Origin of the sequence: Actinomadura violacea (genome assembly GCF_017573465.1) — a bacterium.
Taxonomy (GTDB): Bacteria; Actinomycetota; Actinomycetes; order Streptosporangiales; family Streptosporangiaceae; genus Spirillospora; species Spirillospora violacea.
Window position 1 is genome coordinate 152,240 of record NZ_JAGEPF010000019.1, and the last position, 25,889, is coordinate 178,128.

The following is a 25,889-nucleotide window of genomic DNA, read 5'->3' on the forward strand; positions in this document are numbered from 1 at the left end:
TCGGCGGATGACCGCGAACGAGGTGGGTCGTCCGGAGGAGCCGAACCGGCCGGGGGAGCCGGAGGAGCCGGGCGGGGCGACGGAGCTGAGCCGGCACGGGGCCGCGCCGCCGGCCGGCCTGCTGCTCGCCGCGGGGGAGGGCAGCCGGCTCGGCCGCCCGAAGGCGCTGGTGGAGCTGGACGGCGAGCGCCTCGTCGACCGGGGCGTGCGGGCGCTGCACGACGGCGGCTGCGCCCCGGTGCTGGTGGTCGCGGGCGCCGCGCAGGTCGAGGTGATCGGCGCGGTCGTGGTGCCGAACCCGGACTGGCGGGACGGGATGGGCTCGTCGCTGCGCGCCGGGCTCGCCGCGCTGCCGCCCGGCTGCCCCGCCGTGGTCGTCGCGCTCGTCGACCAGCCGCGGGTCACCGCCGCCGCGATCGGCCGGCTCGTCGCGGCCTACGACGCGGGCGCGGAGATCGCCGCCGCGGCGTACGGCGGCGCGCCCCGCAACCCCGTGCTGCTGCGCGCCGAGCACTTCGCCGCGGTCGCGGAGGCGGCCGTCGGCGACATGGGCGCCCGCGGTTTCCTGCGGGCCCACCCCGAGCTGGTGACGCGCGTCCCGTGCGACGACGTGGCGTCCCCGGACGACATCGACACCCCCGAGGACCTCGCCGCGTTCACCGGCCCGGATCGTTGACCCGCGGCGTGTCGTGCGGTCAGCGGGAGCGGGCCTCGGTGACGGCGCGCTCGTAGGCGAGCAGGGTGTCGACGAAGAGCCTGCGCTGCGCGGGGGTCAGCGGTTCGAGGGCGGTGCGCCAGGCGCCCGCGCCCTGGCCGAGCCACCCGTTGATCGCGGGCAGGTGCTCGGCGGCGACGCTGACGATGGTGCGGCGCCGGTCGCCGGGGTCCTCGCGGCGCTCCAGGATGCCCTGCCGGCTGAGGTCGCCGACCATCAGGCTGACGGTGGCGGGCGCGACCTCCAGCCGCGCGGCCAGCGCGTTGACGCTCATCGGGCCGTCGAACAGCAGGTAGGCCAGCAGCGACAGGTGGCGCGGCGCGAGGTCGAACCCCGCCAGCTCGTCCGGCACCCGGATCCGCTTGGCCGCCGACACCAGCCGCGGCATCAGCAGCAGCATCGTCCGGACGCCGTCGTCGACGCCGGGTCCCGCGCTCTCTTCGGTTGACATGCCTCTGCGTCCAAAATAGCTTTGCTCTTCAAAAGACTTTGCTTGCAAAGCAAAGTCTCGTCCGTGCCCCCAGGATAGGAGACCGGCCCATGAGCGAGTGGAACGACGCGATCATCGAGGAGTTCCGGGCGAACGGCGGCGTGGTCGGCGGCCCGTTCGAGGGCGCCGACCTGCTGCTGATGACCAGCACCGGCGCCCGGACCGGCAGGCGGCACACCACGCCGCTCGGGTACATGCGCGACGGCGACCGGCTGCTGGTGTTCGGCTCCAACGCCGGCGCCGACCGGCATCCCGCCTGGTACCACAACGTCCGCGCCGACCCGCGCGTCACCGTCGAGGCCGGGACGGAGACGTTCGAGGGCGTGGCGCTCCCCGTCGAGGGGGAGGAGCGCGACCGCCTCTACGCGCTGCGGGCCGAACTCGTCCCCGTCTTCGGCGAGTACCAGCGCAAGACGTCGCGCGTCATCCCGGTCGTCGCCCTGCACCGCGCCCACCTGGACGGACGTGCGTGGGCGCTCGGTGACGAGCTCGTGCAGATCCACAACGACCTGCGCGCGCAACTCGCCGGGCTCCGCGAGGCCGTCCTCGCCGTCCTCGACGGACGTCCCGCTCCGCTGTCCGACCTGCGGGGACAGCTGCGCGAGCACTGCGTCTCGGTGTGCGACGTGCTCGGCGAGCACCACGACAACGAGGAGGGGCGCGCGTTCCCGCGCCTGGAGGAGCAGTTCCCCGGCCTCGCTCCGGTCGTCGAGCGGCTGCGCCGCGAGCACGCCGAGGTGACCGCCGCCCGCAAGGAACTCCAGGCGATGGTGGACGACCTCGGCTCCGCCGACCCCGGCCGTGTGCGCGCGGAACTCGACCGCATCACCGCCGAGCTGGACGCGCACTTCGCCTACGAGGAGGAGCAGCTCGGCGCCGTCCTCAACGCCATCGGCCCGGTCTGGCGCACGGGCCCCGGGCGCGGTTAGGAGCCGGGCGCGGCTAGGGCGCGGGCAGGACGCTCTCGTCGAGGGCGCCGCAGTCGACGGCGCGGCGCAGCCGGTCGGTGAGCGCGCGGATCGTCGCGGGCTCGTCCAGCACGCCCCCCGCAGCGGCCTGGTCGTGCCAGGCGCGGACCCGGCCGATCACCTCGTCGGCGCCGGTCAGGTGGAAGGCGTACACGGCCGCGTAGCGGCTCGGCAGGTGCGCGGGATGCAGGTCCCAGCCCTGGTAGAAGCCGTGCCGCAGGGAGTGCGCGACCTGCGCGGCGTGCGCCTGCCAGGTCGCGTTGACCTCGTCCGGGCCGTCGTTGCGCGGGATCACGTTGGACGAGCCGTCCGACAGCCGCACGCCGGTGCCGGCGAACGCGACCTGCATGACGTGCCGCGCGAAGTCGCAGGCGGGGTGGTCGAGGCGCTGCTCCTCCGGCGGCAGGCCGAGCGCGGCTGTGTAGTCGAACACGCCGAAGTGCGCGGCGGTGAGCCGGCCGCCGGCGGCGGCCGCGATGGCGGGCAGCGCGACCCGGCCGTCCGGGTCGAAGATCGCCTCGGTGGTCTCCACCTGCACCTCGAAGCGCAGGATGCCGGACGGCAGCCCGAGCGCCGTCTCCAGCCGGTCCAGGTACTCGACGAACAGCGCGACGTGCTCGGCCGCGACGACCTTGGGGAAGGTGATGGTGAACCCGCCGGGCAGCCGGCCGAGCCGGTCGCGCAGCGCGGTGAGGAACCCGTCGAGGGTGCGCATCGCGCGGTCGTGGCCGCCGTCGGCGAACGACTTGACCCGCACGCCCCAGTAGTGCGGCAGCCCCTTGACCTGGTACGCGGCGGCGACGGCCTCGACGACCTGGGCGATGTGCGCGTCCTCCTCGTCGTCGGGGCGCACGCCGTAGCCGTCCTCGAAGTCGATCCGCACGTCCTCGATCGGCTCGCGGGCGAGCTTGGCGGCGACCCGCTCGCGGACCGGGCCGGCCAGCTCCGGGTCGAGCCCGAACGCGGCGCCGAACGACCCGGCGCCGGGGGTGTGGGTGTTCAGCAGGCGCAGCGCCTCCGCGCCGAAGTCGGCGGGCGTCGAGCGGGAGAAGCGGTCGGCCGGCACGTAGACGGTGTGCACCGGCTGGCGGCCGTCGGCGCCGCCGGGGAAGCGCTCGCGGTGCTCGTCGCGGACGGCGGCGATGCGCGCGGACAGGTCGTCGAACGAGGAGACGCTGAAGTTCACCCCGCCATGATCCCCCAAGATCAGGGCGATTGTCAGGAGCCGCCGCTTCCGGCCCCGGGGACTCGGACCGGTTCCTCCGGATTGGGGCTACTATAACTAGCCGGGCGGCAAGTAAGTGGTTCCGTGTCACGGGACCTCAGGGGAAGGTGACCATGACCGAACACGGGACGGCGGAGCGCCCGGCGCTCAGCACCCGGCAGATCTACATCGCCATCTTCGGGCTGATGCTCGGAATGTTCCTGGCGATGCTCGACAACCTGATCGTCGGCACCGCGCTGCCCACGATCGTCGGCGACCTCGGCGGGCTGGAGCACCTGTCGTGGGTGGTGACCGCGTACACGCTCGCCACCGCCGCCGCCACCCCCATCTGGGGCAAGCTCGGCGACCTGTACGGCCGCAAGGGCATGTTCATGACCTCGATCGTGGTGTTCCTCGCCGGGTCGATGCTGTCCGGGCTGTCGCAGAACATGGGCGAGCTGATCGGCTTCCGCGCGCTGCAGGGCCTCGGCGCCGGCGGCCTGATGGTCGGCGCCATGTCGATCATCGGCGACCTGGTGCCGCCCCGCGAGCGCGGCCGCTTCCAGGGCCTGATCGGCGCGATGATGCCCGTCGCGTTCGTCGGCGGGCCGCTGCTCGGCGGCTTCCTTACCGACCACTTCAGCTGGCGCTGGGCGTTCTACGTCAACGTGCCCATCGGCGCCGTCGCGCTGCTGGTCATCGCGTTCGGGATGCGGCTGCACACCGCCCGCATCAAGGCCCGCATCGACTACGTCGGCGCGACCCTGCTGACCATCGGCATCGTCTGCGTCACGCTGGTCGCCAGCTGGGGCGGCTCGCAGTACCCGTGGGGCTCCGCGCGGATCATCGCGCTCGGCGTCGTCGGCGTCGTCGCGCTCATCGTCTTCGTGTTCGCCGAGACCAAGGTGCCCGAGCCGATCCTGCCGCCGCGGCTGTTCCGCAGCCGCAACTTCACCGCCGCGCAGATCCTCAGCTTCATGGTCGGCGCCGCGATGTTCGGCGCCGTGAACTACCTGCCGCTCTACATGCAGACCGTCCAGGGCGCGAGCCCCACCACCAGCGGCCTGCTGCTCCTCCCGCTGATGTTCGGCATGCTCGCGATGATGCTGATCAGCGGCCAGCTCATCACCCGCACCGGCCGCTACCGGCACTACCCGATCATCGGCGGCGCGGTGCTGACCGGCGGGATGCTGCTCCTGCTGATGCTGAAGGTGGACACCAGCACGCTCACCAGCTCGTTCCTCACCATGGGCGTCGGCCTCGGGATGGGCCTGATCATGCAGAACACGATGCTGGTCACCCAGAACAGCGTCGAGCTGCGCGACATGGGCTCGGCCAGCGGGTCGGTCACGCTGTTCCGCACCATCGGCGGCTCGCTGGGCGTGGCGCTGCTCGGCTCGATCTACAACAACCGGTTCGAGGACGAGCTCGTCCGCAAGCTCCCGCCGGACGTCGCGCACAAGCTCGCCTCCGGCGGCCAGCACGTCACCCCCGAGATGCTGAAGAAGCTCCCCGAGACCGTCCGCAACGCGTTCGAGGCGGGCGTCACCAGCGGCGTGCACGGCATCGCCATCGGCGGGACGGTGCTGGCGGCGATCGCGTTCGTCGTCGCGTGGTTCATCAAGGAGGTGCCGCTGCGGGGCAGCGGCCCGGCCCCCAAGCCCCCGGCCAAGGGCGAGACCGCCGCCGCGGACGCCGCGCCCGCCGCGGACACGGTCCCCGCCGCCGAATCGGCTGGTTAGCCCAGGGGGGACGACCCCCCTGGAACCCCCCGTTGCGACGGAGGAGGCGTTTCCCGCTCCGCTAGCGCTCCGCGCGAAACGCCTCCTCCGTCGTCGGGCAAGCCCGCTCCGCTCGCTGCACTCGCTCCGCGTGCCTGCCCGTGGGCGGTGGCTGGGCTTCAACCCTCCCGGGCTGGGCTGGGGGTGCGGGCATGCTCGCAGCGCGTGCCTGCCCTTTTGCCCAGGGGGCGACCCCCTGGAACCCCCGTTGCGAGGGACGGGCGCTGAGGTTCAAGCCTCCGGGGCTGGTGGGGGTGCGGGCCTGCTCGTGGTGGGTCAGGCCTGGTGGATGCCCCAGGTGCCGGTGAAGGTTTCGCCGGGCTTGAGGTCGACTAGGCCCTCGCCTGACGCGAACGCGTTGGGCGGGCAGGTCATCGGCTCGACGCCGAGGCCCTCGCGCGGGTTCGGGGCGTTGTCGGCGGTGTAGATCTCCATCCAGGGGTGCGCGTCGTCGGCCCACAGCCGGACGGTCCGGCCGTTGCCGGCGAGCGTCACCCAGGAGAGGCCGGCCTCGTCGCGGTGCACCCCGGCGAACGCGTTGTCGATCCTCCGCGCGCCGAGCAGCGGCCCGTCGCGCAGGTCGTGGTCGGTGCCGGCGACGTCGGCGTCGCCGCCGACCGGGATCATCCGGTCGTTCACCGGGATGTACCGGTCGGCGCGCAGCGTCACGTGGCACTCGTCGATCGGCACGCCGACCGTGAGGTAGGGGTGGGCGCCGTGCCCGTACGGCGCGGTCTTGGTCCCGGTGTTGACCGCGGTCATCCGGACGCGCAGGCCGTCCGCCGCGTCGAGGGCGAACTCGGCCTCCAGGTCGAGGCGGAACGGGTAGCCGGGGGTGCCGAGCAGCCGGTGCGTCAGCCGGACCCGGTCCGCGGTGTGTTCGGCGACCCGCCACGCCGCCCACCGGACGAGCCCGTGGATCGCGCAGTCCAGGTCGGGCTCGGAGACGTCCAGCTGGTAGGACGATCCGCCGTAGGTGTAGCGGCCGCGGTCGACGCGGTTCGGCCACGGGACCAGCAGGTGCCCGAACGCGGCGGGCGCGGGCTCGTCCGCGCCGTGCGACAGCACCAGCGGCCGCCCCTCGTGCGTCAGCTCGCGCAGGCTCGCGCCCGACTCGGTGATGACGGCCCGGTAGGGGCCGGCGCCGATGGCGTACTGCTCTCCGGTGATCGACTCGGTCATGCCCCGGACGGTACCCCCTGCCGGGCCCGCTACGCGATCTCCGCGAGGGCGTGCAGGGCGGCGGTGAACACGTTCGACGGCGGTTCGACGATCCCGGCGCCGACCTGGCCGGTGCCGGCCTCCCGGCCGGCGATCCCGGTGTCGATGACGGGCAGGATCCCGGTCCGCACGACGCGCGTCACGTCGATGCCGGCGGGGGTGCCGCGGAACGACAGCAGCGGGATCTGCAGCACCGGGTGCTCGGCGAGGGTGATCTCGTACATGCGCTGCGTCGCGGCGACCGCGTCCGGCACCTCGCCGCCGACGAACCGGACGATCGCCGGCGCGGCGGCCAGCGCGAACCCGCCGGTCCCGGCGGTCTCGGTGATCGCCGAGTCGCCGATGTCGGGGTTGGCGTCGCCGGGGCCGTAGCCGCCGAGGTAGAGGCCGTCGGGCACGCCGGCGGGGCCGGTGAACCAGCGGTCGCCGGTCCCCGACACCTGGATGCCGAAGTCGGTGCCGTTGCGGGACATCGCCACGACCATGCTCGACCCGGGGACGTTCCGCGCCGCGTCCGCGCACGCCTTCGACGCCGCCATCCCGGCGTTGAGGAAGAAGTGGTCGTTGCCGGCGGCGAACCGGAGCACTTCGGCGACCCGGTCGCGCGGCACCTCGTCGGCGGCGGCGAGGTCCGGCGCCAGTTCCCGGAGCAGCAGCGACGTCGCCGCCCGGTTGCGGTTGTGCAGCTCGTCGCCCATCTGCAGCGCCTGCGCGATCACCGACATCAGGTCGAGGGGGCCGTGCCGGCGGACGGCCGCGCGGAGCGCCGGGCCGAGCACCTCGCCCATCCAGGTGAGCCGCTCGATCACCTCCGGCCCGTACGCCCCGTACCGCAGCACCTTCCCGAGGCCCTCGTTCAGCGAGCAGCAGGCGGTCCCGCCGTGCTCGGCGTCCTCGACGACCAGCATCCACATCGACGGGGAGACCACGCCCGCCATCGGGCCGACCGCGCCGTGGTGGTGGCACGGCTCCAGGACGGCCGCGCCGCGCTCCAGCTCCCGCTCGGCGCCGCGCGGCGTCTCCGCGAGCCCTTCGAGCATCATCGCGCCGATCAGCGCGCCGCGCATCGGACCGGACGCCCGGTCCCATTCCAGCGGCGGGCCCGCGTGCAGGAACGTCCCCCGGTCCAGGCCGAGCACCTCGCTCGCCGGGCGGACGTCCACCAGGTGCGGGCGCGCGGTCGTCATCCGCTGCACCGCCTCGGCGTTCGCGTCCGCGTGCCCGGGGTCGCCGAGGACCGCCGCGAGCGCCGCCTCCGTCCCGGGCGGCGGCGGACGCCAGTCGACCCGCTCCACGGGGACGGCCTGGTCCGCGAGCGCGTCCGCGAGCACGTCCACGCCCGCCGCGACGACCCGCGGGTCCCGCGTGAGCAGCCCGCCGAGCGGCGGCCGCGCGTCCGTCATCCGGGCACCCCCTCCACCAGCGCGACCGCGTGCCGCGCCGCCTGCGCGTTCGAGGCGAACACCGCGGCGCCCGCGTCCCGCAGCGCCTCCGCCTGCCGGTCGCGGCCCTGCGGGTCGGCCGGCGTCCCGCACAGCGACACCACCGCGGCGAGGCCGGAACGGTCCCGCAGCGCGGCGGCGACGGCCGGCGCCAGCGACGCGGCCGGGTCCGGCTCGGCGCCGTGGCCGAGCACCACGTCGAGCAGCAGCACCCCGCACGCCGCGTCCGCCGCCTCGCGGGCGAGGGCCTCCAGCCGCAGCGTCGGGTCGATCATCGGGTGCGCGCGGCCGCGGGTGTAGGCGTCGTCGCCGAAGTCGGTGAACCGGTGGCCGCGCGCCTGCAGGTCCCAGCCGAGCGCTTCCCGCGCGATCATCTCGGCCTCGTCGCGCAGCGTCCCGCCCGCGAACAGGCCGCGCAGCGCGCGCCCCGCCGGTACCCGCGCGGGCTCCGGCGGGTCCCACCGCGGCCACTGCGGGACGGTCAGCCCGAGCGCCTTCAGCGCCTTCTCCACCGCCTGCGTCAGGTCGTCCTCGCCGGGCGCCGGCAGCGCGAACACCACCGGGGTGTCCAGCCGCCGCGCCGCCTCCCGGATCAGGTCCGCGACCTGCGGCGCGGGCGGCTTGGACACCAGCACGATCAGCTCGGCGCCCGGGTCGGCGTCGAGGGCGGCCAGCGCCGACAGCGCAGACCGGCCGCTGACCTCCGGCGACAGGTCCCGCCCGCCGACCCCGAGGACGTGCCGGACGCCCGCGCCCGCCGCGTCCAGCAGGCACATCACCTGCTGCGCGCCCGTGCCGGACGCCGCGACCACGCCGACCGGGCCCGGCCGGACCGCGTTGGCGAACCCGAGGCCCGCGCCGCCGACGACGGCCGTCCCGCAGTCCGGGCCCATCACGATCAGCCCGCGCCGCGCCGCCGCCTCCTTCAGCGCGATCTCCTGCGCCACCGGCACGTTGTCGCTGAAGACCATCACGTTGAGGCCGGCGTCCAGCGCGTCCATCGCCTCGGGGAACACGTGCGGGCCCGGCACCGACACGAGCGCCACCGACGCCTCGCCGCGCGCCGCGGCGGACGCCGTCGTACGGGGCGCGGGCGGCGCGCCGAGCACCCCGCCGCCGTCCGGCGGGCGCGCGGCCTCGGCGAGCAGGACGTCCACCGCCTCGCGCGCCGCGCCGAGCCCGCCGTCCTCGGCGCGGATCGCGACGACCAGGTCCGCGGGGCCGGCGCCGGCCGGCACCGCGAACCCCATCCGCGCGAGCAGCTCCAGGTTCGAGTCCGTGCCCATCGCCGCCATCGCGGCCGCGACGTCCGGCCGCTCCGCCAGCAGGCGGCTCACCCGCATCAGGGTGACCGAATCGCGGTAACCCCCCCGCCGCACCTCGACCCAGTCGGCGCTCATGCCGTACGGCGCTGGCCGGGGGAGGTGAGGGCGAGGGTGGCGCGGCAGCCGGCGAGGACACCCCACGCCAGGTCGGTGCCGGAGGTGTGGCCGATCGCCAGCAGCCGCCGGACGGCCGCGGACGGCGGCTCCTGCCCGGCGACGCAGCGCAGCACCGCGGCGATCTCGCCGCCGGCGCCGCCCTCGGCCGCGCAGTGCAGCAGCGTCGCGGCCAGCGCGGTCGTGCGGGTGCCGGCGTCCGCGGTGACGGCCGCGCCGAGCCAGTCGGCGAGCCGCACCGCGGCCTCGCCGCCGCGCGCGGCGCCGCCGACCAGCCGCAGCGACACCAGCAGGCCGCACAGGATGTCGTCGCCGCTCGGCGTCAGGCCGGGCCCGAGGCCGACGATCCGCTCGGCGGCCTCCACGGCGCCCGCGAGGTCGCCGGCGGCGCAGCACTCGGCGAGCGCCAGCGGGTCGGGGTGCCCGGCGAGCCCGCCGCCCGCCATCCCGGCGGCGACGAACGCGTCCTCCAGCACGGCGACGCCGCGGGCGAGCGCGGCGGGCTGGATCCGGCCGAGCGCGGGAGTCGGGTCCCACCAGCGGCGCACCCGCACGCACAGCGCGCCGGCCTCCACCCGGCCGTCGCCGACCGTCGCCTCGTCGCCCTCGCGGACGGACCGGAACGGCTGCTCGCGGCGTTCGGCGGCGACCACCACGGCGTTCGGCAGCCGCACCGCGTCGCAGGTGACGACGGCCAGCACGCGCGGCTCGGGGCCGCCGCGGGTCTCCAGGTACAGCGCGGACGGGAACACCGCGATGACCCGTGCGGCGCGGCGGGGCGGGTCCAGCAGCGGCCGCAGCGCCAGGCTCGCCGCGCCGGCGGCGGGCGGCCGCCGTCCGGGACGGGCCGGGAGCGGGATCGGGTCGCGGACGAGTGCGGTCACGGATCCTCCCGAAGCCGGTGTCGGCTGCCGCCCGGATCGCGGGCGGCCCGGCCTCCGCGGAAACGGTAGAACGGGCCTCCCGGCGGACGTATGGGGAAAGCTGCCAAGGATGGTTGTCATCGTTCGTCTTTGTTGTCAGTGTTGATCAGGAACCGGTAGCGAAATCGCCACACGCGGCGATGTACGCACCAAAAGGCGAGGTGACCCCTGGCATGAGTTACACCAGCGCGGACCCGGGCCCACCGGCCCTGCGGCTCGCGAGCACCGGAACACTGACCTACGGACTGTCCGTCGGCGAGGTCCTCGGCGCCAGCACCCTGAACGGCGCACGCCTCATCGCGGGACGGTCCGGACTCGACCGGGTCGTGCAGCGGCTCAACGTGATGGAGGTCCCCGACATCCTGTCGTGGGTCAAACCCAACGAGCTGCTGCTGACCACCGGCTACCCCCTCCGCAACACCCCGCAGTCGCTGGACAACCTGGTCGCCGACCTGGACGAGCGCGGCCTCGCGGCCCTGGCCATCAAGCTGGGCCGCTACCTGGACTCGCTGCCCGCCGAGATGATCGCTCAGGCGGACCGGCGCGGCTTCCCGCTCATCCTGCTCCCCAACGACGTCGGCTTCGACGACATCCTGAACCAGGTCCTCACCGACATCCTGAACCGGCAGGCGGCCGTCCTCGCCCGCACCGAGGAGGTGCACCGGGCGCTCGTGCAGATCGTGCTGTGCGGCGGCGGCCTGCAGGAGGTCGTCGACGAGGTGGCGACGCTGCTGGACGTGGCGGTCGTGGTGCTGGACGGCGAGCAGCGGGTGCTCGCGGGCGCCGGGCCGGACGAGCACGTGCAGGCGATGCGGGCGTTCGACGCGGGCCGGCACGCGGCGTGCGGGCGCGGCGGCTGCGGCATCATCGGCGCGCACGGCACCGGCGACCACCTGGTCGTGCCGGTGGTCGCGGGCGGCTTCGACCACGGCCGGATCATCGCGTTCAGCCCGGCGGGCACGCTGCGCGGCTCCGACCTCGGCATCCTGGAGCGGGCGGCGACCGTCGCGGCGCTGGTGGTGACCAAGCAGCAGGCCGTCGCGGCGGTGGAGAGCAAGTACCGCGCCGACTTCCTGCGCGACATCCTCGCGGGCCGCGCCGGCGACGACGACCGGGTCGTCGCGCACTGCGGCGGGTTCGGCTGGGACCTGGACCGCCCGGTGATGGTGGTCGTCGCGGAGCTGGACGGGCGGCCGCGCGGCGCGTCCGGCGCGGCGGGCGCGACCGTCCCGGCGCCGTCGCCGAGCCCGGAGAACGAGGGCCGGCCGCGCAAGCACGGCGCCGACTCCGGGCGCGGGGCGTCCGCCGAGCAGCGGCGCGGCGGCGACGCGCGTGCCGCCGACGCGGCGCGGGCGCGCGCAGCGGACCCGGACCCGGCGATGCGCGGCGTGCGGGGCGCGGAGGAGCGGGCGGCGCAGGAGCGCCTGGCCGCGGCGTGGAGCACCGCCGTGCGGCGGCACGACCGCGGCGCCGCGGTCGCGAGCTTCGCGCACGAGATCGTCGCGATCGTCGGCGTGGACGACGCCGACGCGGGCGGCACGGCGGCCGCCGGCGAGCTGCCCGCGGGCCCCGTGCAGGCGATGGTGAAGGAGGCGGCGGCGCTGTTCGCCGAGCACCTGCCGGTGCGCCGCACGTTCTCCACCGGCGTCAGCCGGACGGTGGCCCGCCCGGCGGAGCTGCCGGAGGCCTACGAGCAGGCGGTCAAGGCCGTCCGGGTCGGGCGGCAGCTGCACGGCGCGGGCGCGCGGGCCCACTTCGACCAGCTCGGCGTCTACCGGCTGCTGAGCCTGGTGTCGGACCCGGCGGAGCTGCACGCGTTCGTCCGGGAGACCCTCGGCGAGCTCGCGGGCGACGACGAGCCCGAGCTGGTGGACCTGCGCCGCACCCTGCAGGTGCTGCTGGAGACCAACCTGAACGTGGCCGAGACGGCGCGCCGGCTGCACTTCCACTACAACACGCTGCGGTACCGGATCGGCAAGCTGGAACGGATGCTCGGGGCGTTCACCGAGGACGCGCATCTGCGGCTCAACCTCACCCTCGCCCTGCACGTGCTGCGCATGCGCGGTATCTGAGCGTAGCGGCGCCGTCCGGGTCCGCCCGGACGGCGCGCCGAACTTCGGCAGAAGTCGCCGATGCCCGCCCACTCGGGTAGATCTACGTTGCCCGCAAGCGCGTGCCCGCCCGGTGGCGGGGTGCCGGCGGGCGGACAACGCGAGCGGGAGGGGCCCCGATGGGGATCGGCTGGAAGCTGCACGGGGACGGGCGCACGCCGCCGCCCGGGGAGGTCGTCCGACCGGGCGAGCGGCTGTCGTGGCCGCGCACCGCGGGCATCGGCGCGCAGCACGTGGTGGCGATGTTCGGCGCGACGTTCGTGTTCCCGGTGGTGATGGGGCTCGACCCGAACCTGTCCATCATGATGTCGGGGTTCGCGACGATCCTGTTCCTGCTGATCGTCGGCGGCCGGGTGCCGAGCTACCTCGGCTCCAGCGCCTCGTTCGTCGGGGCGGTCGCGGCGATCCGCGCGGCGGGCGGCGACAGCGCGCGGGTGACCGGCGCGATCCTGGTCGCGGGCGCGCTGCTGCTGGTGATCGGCGTGGTCGTGCACTTCCTCGGCGGCGAGGTCATCCACCGGGTGTTCCCGCCGGTGGTGACGGGCGCGGTCGTCATGCTGATCGGGTTCAACCTGGCGCCGGTGGTGGCGGACACCTACTGGCCGCAGGACCAGTGGGTGGCCCTGGCGACGCTGTGCTTCGCGGTGTTCTGCACGGTGATCCTGCGCGGGTTCTGGTCGCGGATCGCGATCCTGCTGGCGCTGGTGTTCGGGTTCGTCCTGTCGTGGGTGCTGGACAAGACGGCCGGGGAGATCACGTCGGTGCTGCCGGGGCAGAACCTGCTGGACGGGGCGGGGAAGGCGTGCACGGCGGAGGGCCCGTTCTGCGTCGCGACGGCGTTCCCGCACGACCGGCTGAACTTCTCGGCGGTGAAGGCGGCGGACTGGTTCGGGTTCCCGCACACGCACGCGCCGGACTTCAAGACCTCGGCGATCCTGCTGGCGCTGCCGCCGGTCATCGCGCTGATCGCGGAGAACACCGGGCACGTCAAGGCGGTGGCGGCGATGACCGGCGACGACCTGAACCCGGTGCTCGGCCGCGCGATCGGCGCGGACGGCGTCGGCACGGTGCTGGCGACCGCGGTCGGCGGCTCGCCCACCACCACCTACGCCGAGAACATCGGGGTGATGGCCGCGACCCGGATCTACTCGACGGCCGCGTACTACGTCGCGGCGGTCGTGGCGGTGCTGTTCGGGCTGTGCCCGAAGTTCGGGGCGCTGGTCGCGGCGACGCCGGGCGGGGTGCTCGGCGGCATCACCGTGGTGCTGTACGGGATGATCGGCCTGCTCGGCGCGAAGATCTGGATCGAGAACCGGGTGGACTTCGGCGATCCGGTGAACCTCGTCCCGGTGGCGGCGGCGATCATCCTGGCGATCGGGAACGTGACACTGAAGATCACCAGTGACTTCCCGCTGCAGGGCATCGCGCTCGGCACGATCGCGGTGCTGCTCGGCTACCACGTGCTGAACGCGGTGCGCCGCCCGGACGGGGCGGGCGGCGGCGTCATCGCGCCGGGGGAGCGGGAGATCGGCGGGCCGGTCCGCCCGGGCGGTGAGGACGGGGCGCCGTGAAGCCGCCGCCGTTCCGGCACCACGCGCCCCGCACCGCCGGGGAGGCGCTCGGCATGCTCGCGGACGCGCCGCAGGGCAAGGTGCTGGCGGGCGGGCAGAGCCTCATCCCGCTGCTCAACATGCGCCTCGCCGCGCCGCCGGACCTGGTCGACATCAACGGGGTCGCCGAGCTGGACGTCCTGCACGTCGGCGACGAGGGGGTGCGGGCGGGCGCGCTGGCCCGGCACGCGCGGGTGGAGCGGTCGGTGGAGGCGGCGGCCGTGCAGCCGCTGCTCGGCCGGGCGCTGCGGCACGTCGCGCACCCCGTGATCCGCAACCGCGGGACGGTCGTCGGGAGTCTCGCGCACGCCGACCCGGCCGCCGAGCTGCCCGCCGTGCTCGCGGTCCTCGGCGGGACGGTGGAGGCGGCGTCGGCGCGCGGCCGCCGGACGATCCCGGCCGCGGAGTTCTTCAAGGGGCCGCTGGAGTCGGCGCTCGCGCCGGGGGAGCTGGCGGTCGCCGCGTTCTTTCCCGCCGCGCCGCCGCGGACCGGGTCGGCGTTCACCGAGATGGCGCGGCGGCACGGCGACTACGCGCTGTCGGGCGTCGCGGCGGTCGTCACGCTCGACGAGGACCTGCGGGTCGGCGCCGTCCGCGCCGGCTACCTGGGCATCGCGCCGGTGCCGCTGGTGCTGGACCTGACCGAGGCGGCGGGGCCGCGCGGGGACTGGCCGGCCGCCGCCGCGTACGTCCGGGAGCGGATCGACCCGGAGACCGACATCCACGCGAGCGCCCGCTACCGGCGGCACCTGACAGGGGTACTGACCGAACGGGCGCTGGCGACGGCGGCGGCCGAGGCCTTGAGGAGGGCGCGGGACTGATGGAGGATCTCCACGACATCGCGCTGACGGTCAACGGGGTGCACCGCACGGCGCGCGTCCCGGCCCGCCGGCTGCTGTCGGACCTGCTGCGCCACGACCTCGGCCTGACCGGCACGCACGTCGGCTGCGAGCACGGCGTCTGCGGCTGCTGCACGGTGCTGATGGACGGCGACCCGGTGCGGTCCTGCCTGACGTTCGCGGTGACGGCCGCCGGGCACGCCGTCACGACCGTCGAGGGCCTCGCCGCGCCGGACGGAACACCGTCGCCGGTCCAGCGGGCGTTCCGCGAATGCCACGGCCTGCAGTGCGGCTTCTGCACGCCGGGCTTCCTGTGCACGGTGACCGCGCTGCTGCGCGAGACGCCGCGCCCGACGGAGGACGAGGTGCTCGAAGGCATCTCCGGGAACCTGTGCCGCTGCACCGGCTACCAGAACATCGTGAAGTCGGTGCACCGCGCGGCGGAGCTGCTGGCCGAGTCCGGGGGCGAGGCGTGATGGGGACGCGCGTGTTCGGCGAGCCGGTGAAGCGCCGCGAGGACGCCCGGCTCCTCACCGGCCGGGGCCGCTACCTCGACGACCTGGGGCGGGACGCGCTCGCGGCCGCGTTCGTCCGGTCCCCGCACGCCCACGCCCGCATCGTCGACGTCGACGTGTCCGGCGCGCTCGACGTGGACGGCCTCGTCGCCGTCTACACCTGGGAAGACCTGCCGGGGCGCGTCGGCGAGCCGCTGCCGCTGCTCATCCCGCACCCGGCGCTGACGCACGGCCGCACCGGGTACCCCCTCGCCCGCGACGTGGTCCGGCACGTCGGCGAACCCGTCGTGATGGTGGTGGCCCGCGACCGGTACCTCGCCGAGGACGCCGCCGAGCGGATCCGCGTCGAGTACGAGCCGCTGCCCGCCGTCGTCGGCATCGAGAACGCCGAACGCGCCGAGCACCTCGTCCACGACGACGTGCCCGGCAACGTCGGCGCCGTCCTGCACCAGGAGACCGGCGACGCGGCGGCGGCGATCGACGCGGCGCCGCACAAGCTGGAGTTCCGGCTGTCGATCGAGCGCTCGGCGTCCACGCCGCTGGAAGGGCGCGGCGTGTACGCGCGCTGGGACGCCGACGACGGGTCGCTGCGCGTCTACTCCTCCACGCAGGCGTCGACGAGCGTGCGCGCCGCGATTGCCGCACGGCTCGGCCTGCCGAACGGGAAGGTCGAGGTCGTCGCGCCGGACGTCGGCGGCGGGTTCGGCGTGAAGATCGTGCATCCGTGGCCGGAGGAGGTGCTCGTCCCGTGGGCGGCGCGGCTCCTCGACCGCGAGATCAAGTGGACCGAGGACCGCCGCGAGCACTTCGTCGCCGCCGCCCACGAGCGCGGCCAGCTCCAGGACGTCCGGGTCGGGTTCGACGACGCGGGCCGCGTCCTCGGCCTGGACGTGCGGATCCTGCACGACCACGGCGCCTACACCCCGTACGGGATCATCATCCCGATCGTCACGTCCACGCAGCTGCTCGGCCCCTACAAGATCGGCGCGTACCGGGCGGAGGTCGTCAGCCTCTACACCAACACCCTCATCGTCACGCCGTACCGGGGCGCGGGCCGCCCGCAGGGCGTGTTCTGCATGGAGCGGACGATGGACCGCATCGCCCGCCACCTCGGCCTCGACCGCGCCGACGTGCGCGCCGCGAACTTCATCCGGCCCGACGAGTTCCCCTACGACCAGGGCCTGACGTTCCAGGACGGCCGCCCGCTGATCTACGACTCCGGCGACTACCCCGAGCTGCTGCGCAAGGCGCGCGAGCTGATCGGGTGGGACGGGTTCGAGGCGGAGCGGGAGGCCGCCGCGCGCCGCGGCCGCCGCATCGGCATCGGCCTCGGCGTGTACGTCGAGGGGACGGGCGTCGGCCCCTACGAGGGCGGGCACGTCGAGATCGACACCGCCGGGCGGGTGCACGTGTCGACCGGGCTGACCTCGCAGGGGCAGGGCCACGAGACCGTGTTCGCGCAGATCGCCGCCGCCGAGCTCGGCGTCCCGATCCGGGACGTGCACGTCACGACGGGCGACACGCGGCGGTTCGGGTACGCGGTCGGCACGTTCGCTTCGCGCGCCGCGGTGATGAGCGGCAACGCGATCGCGCTGGCGTGCCGGAAGGTCCGCGAGAAGGCGCTGCGGATCGCGGGCGAGGCATTGGAGGCCGACCCGCGCGACCTGGAGATCACCGACGGGGCCGTGCACGTCCGCGGCGACCTGTCGGCGTCGGTCCCGCTGCGGACGGTCGCGGTGCTGTCGAACCCGCTGCGGTACGCCTTCGACGACGAGACGGCCGCGGCGACGCAGTTCGCGGTGGACCGTCCGCCCACCGAGCCGCCCGTCGCGGAAGGGGACGAGCCGGGCCTGGAGGGGCGCGGCTACTACTCGCCCGTCCGGTCGACGTTCGCGGCCGGCGCGCACGCCGCGATCGTGGAGACCGACCCGGACACCGCCGAGATCGCGATCCTGCGGTACGCGGTCGTCCACGACTGCGGGAGGCTCGTCAATCCGATGGTCGTGGAGGGGCAGATCCACGGCGGCGTCGCGCAGGGCGTCGGCGGCGCGCTCTACGAGCGGATGGTCTACGACGAGTCGGGCCAGCTCGTCAACGCCTCGTTCATGGACTTCCTCATGCCGTACGCGACGGAGATCCCGCGCATCGAGACCGACCACCTGGAGACGCCGTCACCGCTGAACCCGCTCGGCATCAAGGGCGCGGGGGAGGCCGGCGTCATCCCGGTGTCGGCCGTCATCGCCGCCGCGGTCGAGGACGCCGAGGGGCTGCGCGTCGAGGCGATGCCGCTGTCCCCGGACGCCCTGTACGAGCTGCGCGAACGGGCGTCCGGCGAGCCGGGCCTGCGCGTCCGGGAGGCGCCGCGCGACGGTGGAACGGAGACGGGCGGTCAGTTCGCGGTGGGCTTGTCCGGCGCGTTGCCGCCGAGCGAGCGCGGCAGATAGTTCTGCAGCGCGGCGGGCCGGAACCCGGCCTGCTTGATCCACCCCAGCATCATCCGCAGCTGCCCGGCCAGGCCCTTGCGGTAGTGCATGAGGATGATGTCGCCCGGTTTGAACCCCTTGCCGCCGTCGGCGCGCGCGAACCCGTTGAAGCCGACGCCCGGCCCGGTCGTGCCGTTGTAGAACTCCGCCGTCCAGGTGATGATCGACCGGATGCCGCACTCCTTGGAGACCTCGCGCGTCGCGTGGTTGTAGGCGCCGAACGGCGGCCGGAAGATCTGCGGGCGGCGGCCGTACTCGCGCTGGATCGCGTCGGAGGAGTCGCAGATCTGCCGCTTCTGCGCCTCGGGGGAGAGCGTCGGCATGTTCGGGTGCGTGACCGTGTGGTTCTCGATCGGCGACCCCGCGTTGCGCATCGCGAGGAAGTACTGGCCCTGCCCCCGCAGGTACGTCGTCGTCAGGAAGGTCATGATCGGGACCTTCTCCTTGCGGACGATGTCCACGAACTCCGAGTCGTAGGTGTAGCCGTCGTCGGCCGTGAGGAACACGACGCGCTCGGTGGTGTCGATGTGGTCGACCACCGCGGGCAGCCCGTCGGTGGACGGCTTCGCCGGCGTCCAGCTGCCGGGCTTCGGCGCCGGCCACTGCTGGTCGGCCAGCACCGAGGACAGCTGCGTGCGCATGGACGGCCCGGAGCCGCCGCCCGCCTCGGCCCGGACCACCGGCCAGCCGCCCGCGGCCGCGCCGACGACTCCGGCGGTCACCATCGCGATCACGGGCGTCTTCCCTCGCATCGGCCGCGTACTCCATTCGGTTGGGGGGTCGTTCTCGTCGTTCCGCTTCGGTTGACGCGCCCGCACGCCCCGGAGTTCGCGCGCGTCGGTATCAGCCGGACATATCTGACCATTTCCCTGCGCCGTCGCCGGGGATCTGCCCAATCCTCGGCGTGTACTCGGCACATGTTGCCGTTCGAAGCCGCGCTCGCATTCCCTAAAGTCGGAACATGCAGGTCACCGGCAGTGCCAGCGTCGCCGCGCCGCTCGCCCGCGTCTGGGCCGCGCTCCAGGACCCGGCCGTGCTCGCCCGGACGATCCCCGGATGCCGCTCCCTTGAGGAGACCGGCCCCGACGCCTACCGCATGACCGTCACGGCGGGCGTCGCGTCCGTCCAGGGCACCTACGTGGGACGCGTCGAGCTCGCAGACCCGGACCCGCCGCGCTCGTTCACGCTGCGCGCGCAGGGGCAGGGCGCGCCCGGGACGGTGGACGCGACGGTCCGCGTCCGGCTGACGGACGGCGGCGGCTCCACCCGCGTCGACTACGACGCGGACGCGGTCGTCGGCGGGATGATCGGCGGTGTCGGGCAGCGGATGCTCGGCGGCGTCGCCAAGCGGACGGCCGGCGAGTTCTTCGCCGCTGTCGAGCGCGACCTGACCGCGCCGCCCGCCGAGCCGGAGCCGCCGTCGCCCGCCCCGCAGGCCGCGTCCTCCTCCACCGCAGAGCCGGCGACCGGCCGGGTCTTCCCGGGCCGCGCCGCCACTGAACCGGCTCTATCCGGCAGGGCGGCCGGAGCGCCGATGGTCGCCGCGTTCCTCGCCGGCGGCGCCGTCGCCCTCGCCGGCGTCGCGCTGGGCCACCTCCTCGCCCGCCGCCGACGTTGACTTGCGGCGTGTCGGCCTTATATCGGCGCTCTTAAGGCCGACACGCCGCAAGTGAACGGGGTTCGGGCGGGTCAGGCGTCGCGGCGCTCGAAGAGGATCAGCGCGGCGGCGAACACGACGGCGGTGTAGATCGCGAACACGCCGAGGCCCGTCCACGGGGCGAGCGAGCCGGACTTGTGCACCGGGTCGAGGATCGCGCCGCCCGCGTTGGACGGCAGGAACTTGTTCACGGTGTCGCCCCACGAGCTCGGCAGGAACCCGCCCGCGATGCCGAGCACGAACAGCACCACGAACAGCAGCACGATGGAGCCCGCGGTGTGCCGCAGCAGCGTCCCGATGCCGAGCGCGAGGATCGCGACGAGCGCCAGGTAGATGCCGCCGCCGATCACCGCGCGCAGCACCCCCGGGTCGCCGATCGACCCGTCGAGGTGCTTGGAGGCGAGGATGCCCTGCGCCGCGTAGAACGACGCGAACGTCACCACGATCCCGACCACCAGCACGACCGCGCCCAGCACCACCGTCTTGGCGGCCAGGTAGGCGGCCCGCCGCGGCACCGCGGTCAGCGCCGTCTTGATCATCCCGGTGCCGTGCTCGGCGGTGATGACCAGCACGCCCAGCGCGCCGAAGACGACCAGGCCGAAGTAGTAGGCGACCTGCGTCGGCAGCATCGGGGTGAACGTCGCCCGGTCGCGGGCGCTCATCTGGTCGTAGGACGCGGTGAACGCCAGCGCCCACAGCGCGGAGAACCCGATGACCACGACCGCGCCGGCCAGCAGCGTCCAGAACGTCGACCGGACCGTGGCGATCTTCGTCCACTCCGAGGACAGCACGTGCCCGAACCGGACGCGCCTGACGTCCCGGCGCGGCGCGGCCCCCGGCCCCGCTCCCGGCGCCGCCGCCGGGGCGGTCACCCGCCCGCCCCGGGAGCCGCCGCGCCCGGCGGCACCGACCCCGGCGGGACAGCGCCGCCGGGGTCGGGGGCGCCCGGGACGCCGGCGTGGTACTCGACGGTCTCGCCGGTCAGCCGCATGAACGCCTCCTCCAGGGACGGCTGGACGGTCGCCAGCTCGTGCAGCCGCAGCCCGTGCTCGGCGGCGACGTCGCCGATCCGCGCCGCCGGCGCCCCGTACACCCGCAGCGCCCCGTCCGGCTCCGGCTCCAGCCGCCGCCCCGGCCCGGCCAGCAGCCGCGCCAGCTCGGTGAGCTGCGGCGACCGGACGAGGACGTGGCTGGTCGCGTTCGCGCCGATGAACTCGGCCATCCCGGTGTCGGCGAGGATGCGGCCCCGCCCGATGACGACGAGGTGCTCGGCGGTCAGCGCCATCTCCGACATCAGGTGGCTGGAGACGAACACGGTGCGGCCCTCCCGCGCGAGCCGCCGCATCAGCGTGCGGATCCACAGGATGCCCTCGGGGTCGAGCCCGTTCACCGGCTCGTCGAACATCAGCACGGCGGGGTCGCCGAGCAGCGCGGCGGCGATGCCGAGCCGCTGCCCCATGCCGAGCGAGAAGCCCTTGGACCGCTTCTTCGCGACGCTCCCCAGCCCGACGAGGTCCAGCACCTCGTCCACCCGCCGGCGCGGGATCGCGTTGCTCTTGGCCAGGCACAGCAGGTGGTTGTAGGCGGTGCGGCCGCCGTGCACGTTGCGGGCGTCCAGGAGCGCGCCGACCTCGCGCAGCGGCGCGCCGAGCGTGCGGTAGCGGCGGCCGTGCACGGTGACCTCGCCGGCGGTCGGGCGGTCCAGGCCGAGGATCATCCGCATGGTGGTGGTCTTGCCGGCGCCGTTCGGGCCGAGGAAGCCGGTCACCCGGCCCGGCGCGACGCCGAAGGTGGCGCGGTCGACGGCGGTGGTGTCGCCGTACCGCTTCGTCAGCCCGCGCGCCTCGATCATGAACGTCTGATACCGGACGGACCGCCCGCGGAAACGGCGGCGGCGGGCAACCGGCCGGATTTTCACCGCCCGATTGCCCGCCGTTGGGCCGTGCCCGCCGCCGCGCGGGACGGGGTCCTAGCTCACCGCGACGAGGTCCACGACGAAGATCAGCGTCTCGCCGGGCTTGATGGCCGGGCTCGGGCTGCGGTCGCCGTAGGCCAGGTGCGGCGGGATGACCAGCTTGCGCCGGCCGCCGACCTTCATCCCGGCGATGCCCATGTCCCAGCCCTTGATGACCCGGCCGCTGCCGAGCTCGAAGTCGAGCGTGCCGCCCCGGTTCCAGGACGCGTCGAACTCCTCGCCGGTGGACCAGGAGACGCCGACGTAGTGCATCGACACGGTCGAGCCCTTGGTCGCCTCGGGGCCGTCGCCCTTGGTGATGTCGGTGATGTCGAGGTTGGCGGGCGGCTGTCCCTCGGGGAAGTCGATCTCGGGGCGTTCAAGCGCCATGGACGGGCTCCAGCGGTGTCGTCGGTTCCGTGTTTCGGACGGCTGCCCAGCCTAGCGCCGTGCTCGGGGCCCGAGCGCATCCGCCGGGCGCGCCGCGCCCTTTGGGCAGGGCGCGGCGCGCAATGCCCAAAGGGCGGCCGTCCCGTTGGCACATTGCGACGGTTCCGCGGGCGCGGGCCGTCCGGTAGACCGTTGGGCATGGCACGGCGGCTGCGCATCGGCATCGACACGGGCGGGACGTTCACCGACGTCGTCGCGCTGGACGTCGGCGGGGACGGGGCCGGCGAGCCCGTCACGACCAAGACCCCGTCCACGCCCGCCGACCCCGCCGAGGGGTTCGCGGCGGGCGTCGCGAAGGTGCTCGGCCTGCTCGGCGCGTCGCCGGACGAGGTGGCGGCGCTGTCGCACGGCACGACCGTCGCGACGAACCGGCTGCTGGAGGACCGGATCGACGGCCTCGGGTTCGTCACCACCGAGGGCTTCGAGTCGATGCTGGAGATCGCCCGGCAGAGCGTCCCGGACGGCTACGGCAACAGCTACTTCTGGGTGAAGCCGCCCCGGATCGTCCCGGCGCACCGGGTGCGGACGGCCGGCGGGCGGCTCGACCACACCGGCGCGGAGCTGCGGCCCTTCGACGAGGAGTCGGCGGTCGCGGCGGCGCGCTGGTTCCGCGACGCGGGGATCCGCGCGATCGGCGTCTGCTTCCTGCACTCGTACGCGAACCCGGCGCACGAGCTGGCGATGCGCGAGGTGCTGCGCCGCGAGCACCCGGACGCGGTCGTGTCCCTGTCGTGCGAGGTGCTGCGCGAGTACCGCGAGTACGAGCGGTCCGTGACGACGCTGGTGGACGCCGCCGTGAAACCGGCGATGAACGGCTACCTCGCGCGGATCGCCGGGCGCGCCCCGGCCCGGCTGCTGGTGATGAAGAGCAACGGCGGCGTGCTGTCGGCGGACGAGGTCGCCCGGCAGCCGATCACGACGGTGCTGTCCGGCCCGGCGGCGGGCGCGCTCGGCGCGGCGTTCGTCGCGTCCCGCAGCGGCCGCGGTTCGGTGGTGACGCTGGACGGCGGCGGCACCTCCACCGACGTCGCGGTCGTGCTGGACGGCGAGCCGACCGTCACCACCGAGGGCGCGATCGGCCGGCATCCCGTCAAGATCCCGATGATCGACATCGTGACGGTCGGCGCGGGCGGCGGGTCCGTCGCGCGGCGGTCGCCGGACGGCGCGCTGAAGGTCGGGCCGCGCAGCGCCGGCGCCGACCCGGGCCCGCTCTGCTACGGCCGCGGCGGCACCGAGGTGACGGTGACGGACGCGCACGCCGTCCTCGGCCGCATCCCGCCGCACCTGCTCGGCGGCGAGGTGCCCCTCGACGTGCCCGCGGCGCGCGCCGGCCTTGAGGCGCTCGCCGCCGACCTGGGGCTGACCGTCGAGCGCGCCGCCTCCGGGATCCTGGAGATCTCCGCGTGGAACCAGGCCAACGCGATCCGGCAGATCACCGTGCAGCGGGGGCTGGACGTCCGCGACTACCCGCTCGTCGCGTTCGGCGGGTCCGGGCCGCTGCTCGCGTGCCGGCTGCTCGACGTCCTCGGCCTGCCCGCCGCGGTGATCCCGGAGAACCCCGGCAACCTGTCGGCGTTCGGGCTGCTCACCGTGGACGTGAAGAACGACCACGTGCGGACCCGGGTCGTCCGCGACGCGGAGCTGGACGTCGCCGCCCTCGCCGGGGCGTTCGCCGAACTGGAGGACGAGGCCGGGGCGGCGCTCGCCCGCGAGGGCTTCCCGGAAGAACGCCGCCGCTTCGCCCGCTCCGCCGACCTGCGGTACTACGGGCAGGCGTTCGAAGTCCGTGTCACCGCGCCGGCCGGCGTCCCGGACGAGGCGTTCCGCGCGGAGGTCGTCCGACGGTTCCACGACGCGCACGAGGACCGGTACGGCTACTGCCACCGCGACGACCCGCGCCACCCCGTCGAATGGGTCAACCTGCGCGTCTCCGGCATCGGGCCGATCGACCGGCCGCCGCTGCCGGAACGCCCGCCGGGCGACGGCGACCCCTCGCGCGCCCGCACCGGCTCCCGCCCGGTGCACTTCGGCGACTGGGCGGACACACCGGTGTACCGGCGCGAGAAGCTCGCCCCCGGCGACGCCGTCGACGGGCCCGCGGTGATCGAGGAGTTCGGCTCCACGCTCCCGCTGCACCCCGGCTTCACCGCCAGCCTCGACCCCCACGGCAACCTGGTGGTGACCGCGCGATGAGCGTCGACCCGATCCTGCTGGAGATCGTCGAAGGCACCCTCGCGTCCGTCGAGCGCGAGGTGGAGACGGCCATCGCCCGCACCGCCCGCTCGCCGATGATCCGCGACGCCCACGACTTCCGCGCCGGCATCCACGACCGCCGCCTCCGCAAGCTCACCGGACGCTCGTACTCCGCGCTCGTCCAGCCCGTCGCCCGCGACTTCCCGATCGAGGAGATGCGGCCGGGGGACGTGTTCTTCCACAACGACGTCTACCTGTCCGAGGGCGGCATCGGCCACCTCCCCGACCTCTGCGTGACCGTCCCGGTGTTCCACGACGGCGACGTCGTCGCGTTCGTGCAGGCGTTCGGGCACCACGACGACATCGGCGGCGCCGTCCCCGGCTCCATGCCGAGCCACGCCCGCAGCGCCTACGAAGAGGGCCTGATGGTGCCGCCCATCAAACTCTGGGACCGGGGCGTGCCGAACCGGGCGGCGCTCGCCATCATGACCCGCAACTCGCGGATGCCCGACTCCCTCGCCGGCGACCTCGACGCCGAATGCTCCGCCTGCCTCATGGGCGCCCGCCGCCTCGCCGACCTGTTCGCCCGCTACGGCCGCGCCGACGTCGAGGAGTGCTTCGACGCCGTCATCTCCCGCACCACCGAGACGTTCCGCCGTGAGCTCGTCGCGAAGATCCCCGACGGGACCTACGTCTGGGAGGACTACGCCGAGCACGACGGCGTCGACCCGCCCCGCCTGCACGCCCAGCGCATCACCCTGACCGTCGACAAGTCCGCGGACGTCCCGCTCGTCATCGACTTCACCGGCACGTCCCCGCAGGCCAAGGGCCCGATCAACCATGCGGGCGACTACGCCGATGGCGTGTTCCTCAAGAAATGGCTGGCGCCCGTCCTGCGCAACCTCGCCGACACCCCCGAGCGCGCCGCCGAGCTCGACGTCAACGAAGGCGTCGTCCCCCTCATCGAGATGCGGTTCCCGGAGAAGGGCACGCTGCTCACGCCCGTCTTCCCGGCCCCGACCAACGCCCGCACGTTCGTCATCCTGCGGCTCCTCGGCGTCCTCGCGGGCGTCCTCGCCAAGGCCACCGGCGGGCGCATGCCCGCCGACCAGGAGACGATCCGCTACACCGGCGTCTACGGCGACGACGACCGCGGCCCCTACCTGATGCGCGAGGTCCTCGGCGGCGGCTCCGGCGGCCGCCCCTACGCCGACGGCGAGGACACCATCCACATCGTCCCCGACTCCCGCAACATCCCCGCCGAGTTCGCCGAGGCGCGCTGGCCGTTCGTCGTCGAACGCCTCGGCCTCGCCACCGACTCCGGCGGCCCCGGCGAGTTCCGCGGCGGCCTCGGCTACGACAAGCACATCCGCATGCTCCGCGACGCCCACTACATGTCGATCGCCGACCGCTCGATCCTGTCCTGCTGGGGCGTCAACGGAGGCCGCGCCGGCCGCCCCTTCCGCGTCGACATCGACGGCGTCCCCATGGACGGCCTCGTCGACGACCACCCCGTCCGCGCCGGCCAGGTCGTCCGCATCCGCACCACCGGAGGCGGCGGCTGGGGCGACCCCCTGGACCGCGACCCGGCCCGCGTCGCCGCCGACGTCCGCGACGGCAAGGTCTCCCCGAACGGCGCCCGCGACGACTACGGCGTCGTCCTCGCCGACGGCGCCGTCGACGCCGCGGCGACCGACGCGCTCCGCGCACGCCTGCGCGCCGACCGCGGCCCCGCCCCGTTCTTCGACCGCGGCCCCGGCTACCCGACCCTGTCCGGCGGCGCGGCGTCCGCCGACGTCGACACCTGAACCTCACCCGAGGCCAGGGCCGCGTCACCTCCCGTGCGTGGCCGCATACGGCAAGCGCACCCGCTGGCTGCGGACTCTTCACGGCG

Annotated in this window: 21 protein-coding genes; 11 read left to right on the forward strand and 10 right to left on the reverse strand. The window is 74.7% G+C overall.

The features are described 5' to 3' along the window. Positions 1–7: 7 nt before the first annotated feature. Positions 8–676 carry a nucleotidyltransferase family protein gene (locus tag J4709_RS30500; RefSeq protein ID WP_208245644.1) on the forward strand — a complete coding sequence of 223 codons (669 nt, stop codon included), beginning with the start codon at positions 8–10 and terminating at the stop codon, positions 674–676. A 19-nt stretch (positions 677–695) separates the two neighbouring features. Here the strand turns inward: J4709_RS30500 and J4709_RS30505 are convergent, their stop codons facing one another. After that, positions 696–1,166, reverse strand: coding sequence for a MarR family winged helix-turn-helix transcriptional regulator (locus tag J4709_RS30505; RefSeq protein WP_208245645.1), 471 nt, complete (start codon positions 1,164–1,166; stop codon positions 696–698). A gap of 89 nt (positions 1,167–1,255) precedes the next feature. Here J4709_RS30505 and J4709_RS30510 point away from each other — a divergent pair, with 89 nt between their 5' ends. Then, complete coding sequence (locus J4709_RS30510; RefSeq protein ID WP_208245650.1) at positions 1,256–2,134, forward strand: nitroreductase/quinone reductase family protein; 879 nt, start codon at positions 1,256–1,258, stop codon at positions 2,132–2,134. A gap of 13 nt (positions 2,135–2,147) precedes the next feature. Here the strand turns inward: J4709_RS30510 and J4709_RS30515 are convergent, their stop codons facing one another. Next, positions 2,148–3,359: a DUF6986 family protein gene (locus J4709_RS30515; RefSeq protein WP_208245652.1), complete on the reverse strand. Its 1,212-nt coding sequence runs from the start codon at positions 3,357–3,359 to the stop codon at positions 2,148–2,150. 152 nt (positions 3,360–3,511) lie between these two features. Between J4709_RS30515 and J4709_RS30520 the strand changes: the two genes are divergently transcribed. Further along, entirely contained in the window at positions 3,512–5,119 is a 1,608-nt protein-coding gene (locus tag J4709_RS30520; protein WP_208245654.1) for an MDR family MFS transporter, read from the forward strand. Between the two features lie 315 nt (positions 5,120–5,434). On the opposite strand, the gene J4709_RS30525 is transcribed toward J4709_RS30520, so the two are convergent. Genes J4709_RS30525 through J4709_RS55830 form a run of 4 tightly spaced genes read right to left on the reverse strand, consistent with a single transcriptional unit; the run spans position 5,435 to position 10,144 of the window. Further along, a complete protein-coding gene (locus J4709_RS30525) occupies positions 5,435–6,340 on the reverse strand; it encodes an aldose 1-epimerase family protein (protein WP_208245656.1) in 906 nt (301 codons plus the stop codon). 29 nt (positions 6,341–6,369) lie between these two features. Beyond that, the gene (locus J4709_RS30530) at positions 6,370–7,782 is read right to left on the reverse strand and encodes a YlbE family protein (protein ID WP_208245658.1); all 1,413 of its coding nucleotides are present in this window, start codon (positions 7,780–7,782) and stop codon (positions 6,370–6,372) included. Then, positions 7,779–9,221 (reverse strand): AllF/FdrA family protein, encoded by a 1,443-nt coding sequence (locus tag J4709_RS30535; protein ID WP_208245659.1) that lies wholly within the window; start codon positions 9,219–9,221, stop codon positions 7,779–7,781. Before J4709_RS30535 ends, J4709_RS30530 begins: the two co-directional genes overlap by 4 nt. Next, positions 9,218–10,144 (reverse strand): oxamate carbamoyltransferase subunit AllH family protein, encoded by a 927-nt coding sequence (locus J4709_RS55830; RefSeq protein WP_208245661.1) that lies wholly within the window; start codon positions 10,142–10,144, stop codon positions 9,218–9,220. The genes J4709_RS30535 and J4709_RS55830 overlap by 4 nt, the downstream gene beginning before the upstream one ends. Before the next feature lie 212 nt (positions 10,145–10,356). Between J4709_RS55830 and J4709_RS30545 the strand changes: the two genes are divergently transcribed. The 5 genes from J4709_RS30545 (at position 10,357) to cutA (ending at position 17,702) form a co-directional block, all read left to right on the forward strand. Further along, entirely contained in the window at positions 10,357–12,255 is a 1,899-nt protein-coding gene (locus J4709_RS30545) for a PucR family transcriptional regulator (RefSeq protein ID WP_208245663.1), read from the forward strand. Between the two features lie 158 nt (positions 12,256–12,413). After that, complete coding sequence (locus J4709_RS30550; protein WP_208245665.1) at positions 12,414–13,865, forward strand: uracil-xanthine permease family protein; 1,452 nt, start codon at positions 12,414–12,416, stop codon at positions 13,863–13,865. Further along, a complete protein-coding gene (locus tag J4709_RS55835) occupies positions 13,862–14,725 on the forward strand; it encodes an FAD binding domain-containing protein (RefSeq protein ID WP_208245667.1) in 864 nt (287 codons plus the stop codon). The genes J4709_RS30550 and J4709_RS55835 overlap by 4 nt, the downstream gene beginning before the upstream one ends. Then, entirely contained in the window at positions 14,725–15,219 is a 495-nt protein-coding gene (locus J4709_RS30560; RefSeq protein WP_208245669.1) for a (2Fe-2S)-binding protein, read from the forward strand. The genes J4709_RS55835 and J4709_RS30560 overlap by 1 nt, the downstream gene beginning before the upstream one ends. Beyond that, positions 15,219–17,702 (forward strand): aerobic carbon-monoxide dehydrogenase large subunit, encoded by a 2,484-nt coding sequence (cutA, locus tag J4709_RS30565; RefSeq protein ID WP_208245670.1) that lies wholly within the window; start codon positions 15,219–15,221, stop codon positions 17,700–17,702. Before J4709_RS30560 ends, cutA begins: the two co-directional genes overlap by 1 nt. Here the strand turns inward: cutA and J4709_RS30570 are convergent. Continuing rightward, positions 17,648–18,493 carry a polysaccharide deacetylase family protein gene (locus tag J4709_RS30570; protein ID WP_208245672.1) on the reverse strand — a complete coding sequence of 282 codons (846 nt, stop codon included), beginning with the start codon at positions 18,491–18,493 and terminating at the stop codon, positions 17,648–17,650. The two genes, cutA and J4709_RS30570, sit on opposite strands and share 55 nt — an antisense overlap. A 209-nt stretch (positions 18,494–18,702) precedes the next feature. Here J4709_RS30570 and J4709_RS30575 point away from each other — a divergent pair, with 209 nt between their 5' ends. Further along, positions 18,703–19,359, forward strand: a complete 657-nt coding sequence (locus tag J4709_RS30575) for an SRPBCC family protein (protein WP_208245674.1) — start codon at positions 18,703–18,705, stop codon at positions 19,357–19,359. A gap of 71 nt (positions 19,360–19,430) precedes the next feature. On the opposite strand, the gene J4709_RS30580 is transcribed toward J4709_RS30575, so the two are convergent. The 3 genes from J4709_RS30580 to J4709_RS30590 form a co-directional block, all read right to left on the reverse strand. After that, positions 19,431–20,270 carry an ABC transporter permease gene (locus J4709_RS30580; RefSeq protein ID WP_208245676.1) on the reverse strand — a complete coding sequence of 280 codons (840 nt, stop codon included), beginning with the start codon at positions 20,268–20,270 and terminating at the stop codon, positions 19,431–19,433. Continuing rightward, positions 20,267–21,250 (reverse strand): ABC transporter ATP-binding protein, encoded by a 984-nt coding sequence (locus tag J4709_RS30585; RefSeq protein WP_208245683.1) that lies wholly within the window; start codon positions 21,248–21,250, stop codon positions 20,267–20,269. Before J4709_RS30585 ends, J4709_RS30580 begins: the two co-directional genes overlap by 4 nt. A gap of 117 nt (positions 21,251–21,367) precedes the next feature. Next, positions 21,368–21,742, reverse strand: coding sequence for an FKBP-type peptidyl-prolyl cis-trans isomerase (locus J4709_RS30590; protein ID WP_208245685.1), 375 nt, complete (start codon positions 21,740–21,742; stop codon positions 21,368–21,370). Positions 21,743–21,940: 198 nt separating this feature from the next. Here J4709_RS30590 and J4709_RS30595 point away from each other — a divergent pair, with 198 nt between their 5' ends. Both J4709_RS30595 and J4709_RS30600 read left to right on the forward strand, forming a co-directional pair. After that, positions 21,941–23,995 (forward strand): hydantoinase/oxoprolinase family protein, encoded by a 2,055-nt coding sequence (locus tag J4709_RS30595; RefSeq protein WP_208245687.1) that lies wholly within the window; start codon positions 21,941–21,943, stop codon positions 23,993–23,995. Continuing rightward, positions 23,992–25,803, forward strand: coding sequence for a hydantoinase B/oxoprolinase family protein (locus J4709_RS30600; RefSeq protein ID WP_208245689.1), 1,812 nt, complete (start codon positions 23,992–23,994; stop codon positions 25,801–25,803). Before J4709_RS30595 ends, J4709_RS30600 begins: the two co-directional genes overlap by 4 nt. Positions 25,804–25,889: the final 86 nt, after the last annotated feature.

Bases quoted from the DNA above. Each gene is read 5' to 3' on its own strand.
- J4709_RS30500 (WP_208245644.1), top strand. From the start codon at position 8: ATGACCGCGAACGAGGTGGGTCGTCCGGAGGAGCCGAACCGGCCGGGG.
- J4709_RS30505 (WP_208245645.1), bottom strand. From the start codon at position 1,166: ATGTCAACCGAAGAGAGCGCGGGACCCGGCGTCGACGACGGCGTCCGG.
- J4709_RS30510 (WP_208245650.1), top strand. From the start codon at position 1,256: ATGAGCGAGTGGAACGACGCGATCATCGAGGAGTTCCGGGCGAACGGC.
- J4709_RS30520 (WP_208245654.1), top strand. From the start codon at position 3,512: ATGACCGAACACGGGACGGCGGAGCGCCCGGCGCTCAGCACCCGGCAG.
- J4709_RS30525 (WP_208245656.1), bottom strand. From the start codon at position 6,340: ATGACCGAGTCGATCACCGGAGAGCAGTACGCCATCGGCGCCGGCCCC.
- J4709_RS30530 (WP_208245658.1), bottom strand. From the start codon at position 7,782: ATGACGGACGCGCGGCCGCCGCTCGGCGGGCTGCTCACGCGGGACCCG.
- J4709_RS30535 (WP_208245659.1), bottom strand. From the start codon at position 9,221: ATGAGCGCCGACTGGGTCGAGGTGCGGCGGGGGGGTTACCGCGATTCG.
- J4709_RS30545 (WP_208245663.1), top strand. From the start codon at position 10,357: ATGAGTTACACCAGCGCGGACCCGGGCCCACCGGCCCTGCGGCTCGCG.
- J4709_RS30550 (WP_208245665.1), top strand. From the start codon at position 12,414: ATGGGGATCGGCTGGAAGCTGCACGGGGACGGGCGCACGCCGCCGCCC.
- J4709_RS30560 (WP_208245669.1), top strand. From the start codon at position 14,725: ATGGAGGATCTCCACGACATCGCGCTGACGGTCAACGGGGTGCACCGC.
- cutA (WP_208245670.1), top strand. From the start codon at position 15,219: ATGGGGACGCGCGTGTTCGGCGAGCCGGTGAAGCGCCGCGAGGACGCC.
- J4709_RS30570 (WP_208245672.1), bottom strand. From the start codon at position 18,493: ATGCGAGGGAAGACGCCCGTGATCGCGATGGTGACCGCCGGAGTCGTC.
- J4709_RS30575 (WP_208245674.1), top strand. From the start codon at position 18,703: ATGCAGGTCACCGGCAGTGCCAGCGTCGCCGCGCCGCTCGCCCGCGTC.
- J4709_RS30585 (WP_208245683.1), bottom strand. From the start codon at position 21,250: ATGATCGAGGCGCGCGGGCTGACGAAGCGGTACGGCGACACCACCGCC.
- J4709_RS30590 (WP_208245685.1), bottom strand. From the start codon at position 21,742: ATGGCGCTTGAACGCCCCGAGATCGACTTCCCCGAGGGACAGCCGCCC.
- J4709_RS30595 (WP_208245687.1), top strand. From the start codon at position 21,941: ATGGCACGGCGGCTGCGCATCGGCATCGACACGGGCGGGACGTTCACC.
- J4709_RS30600 (WP_208245689.1), top strand. From the start codon at position 23,992: ATGAGCGTCGACCCGATCCTGCTGGAGATCGTCGAAGGCACCCTCGCG.